Genomic DNA, 1,230 nt, shown 5'->3' with positions numbered 1-1,230 from the left:
GACGGCAGCGAGGTCATCCCGCTGCCGACAAACAGCGCCGCCTGATCGGCCCCATCACCTAAATTCCGTCATAGCTGCGGATTACCCGACCGAGCCTGAACCGCAGGAAGCGCAGCTCGCGGGTAGCGCGCTTGAACTGATGCGCATGAAGATAGCGTCCAATCCTGATCGCGGCGTGCTTGGCCACCCGCCGATAGCTCTGGCGCAACCGGACGCCACACTTCTGGGCGAGATCCAGCATGGTATTGCTTCGAAAGAATGGAGAGCCTCTCCTGAAGCAGGAGGATCTCCATGCCCCAGACACGCTTTACGAAAGAGTTTCAGGATGAGGCCGTTCGGCTCGCCCTGACCAGTGGCCGCAGCCGACGGGCGATTGCCGCGGATCTCGGGATCGGCCTGTCGACCCTGCGCCACTGGATCGATCGCCGCCGCGAGCGCGAGATCGACCATCCGCCCGACGAGCGCCAGGAGGCCATGGCGGCCGAGCTGAAGCGGCTGCGGCGCGAGACCGAGATCCTGCGTCAGGAGAGGGAGATCCTGAAGCGGGGGCCACCGCTTGTGTCGCCAAGGAGGGAAGGCGATGACGTTCCGGCTCATCGCTGCGGCGAAAGCGGACTTCTCCGTCACCCGTCTGTGCCAGGTTCTCGGGGGCAGCCAGAGCGGCTCCTTCGCCTGGCGCTCCCGTCCGGCCAGTCCGCGCCAGCGCGAGGATCTGGTGCTGCTGGCCCATGTCCGCTCGGCCTTGGCCCGCTCCCATGGGACCTATGGCAGTCCGCGCCTGACCCGCAAGTTGCCGGACGAAGGCCTGACGGTGGGTCGGCGCCGGACTGCCCGGCTGATGCGCGAGAACGGGCTGAAAGGCCGACAGAAGCGCCGGTTCAAGCGCACCACCGACAGCCATCAGGCCTTCCCGGTCGCTCCCAACCTGCTGGAGCAGGACTTCTCGGCCGTGGGCCCGAACCAGAAGCGGCAAGCCCATGCCGAGCAGATCGGCCGCGATGGTCATCAATGGCTTGCGGCCATCATGGCTCCTGGCGCAGCGACATGGCTGCGACACATCCCGGCGGTTGAGGTGCTGCGGCAGGTCTGGCTTCAGAACTTCTGCCTGCTCAGTGAAGCTCCACCCGCGCGACCTGAGGCTCTGCCTCTGATACGTAAGCGCGCATTTCAATGCACGTCGTAGGGTGGGGTTCAGGCTGGCTGTTTGTTGAAGTTGAAGGGCAGCAGGTC

2 pseudogenes are annotated in these 1,230 nt (G+C 65.5%); one reads left to right on the top strand and one right to left on the bottom strand.

The window, feature by feature from the left end:
* Positions 1 to 76 precede the first annotated feature (76 nt).
* A pseudogene (locus JKL46_RS34825) lies at positions 77 to 241 on the bottom strand (IS5/IS1182 family transposase); the annotation flags it as partial.
* 50 nt (positions 242 to 291) lie between these two features.
* Between JKL46_RS34825 and JKL46_RS34820 the strand changes: the two are divergent.
* Positions 292 to 968 (top strand): annotated as a pseudogene (locus JKL46_RS34820) (IS3 family transposase); the annotation flags it as partial.
* Positions 969 to 1,230: the final 262 nt, after the last annotated feature.

Origin of the sequence: Microvirga zambiensis WSM3693, assembly GCF_016735695.1 — a bacterium.
Classification (GTDB): Bacteria; Pseudomonadota; Alphaproteobacteria; order Rhizobiales; family Beijerinckiaceae; genus Microvirga; species Microvirga zambiensis.
The sequence above is the reverse complement of the archived record's forward strand: the minus strand, read 5'-3'. Positions and strand labels throughout refer to the sequence as shown.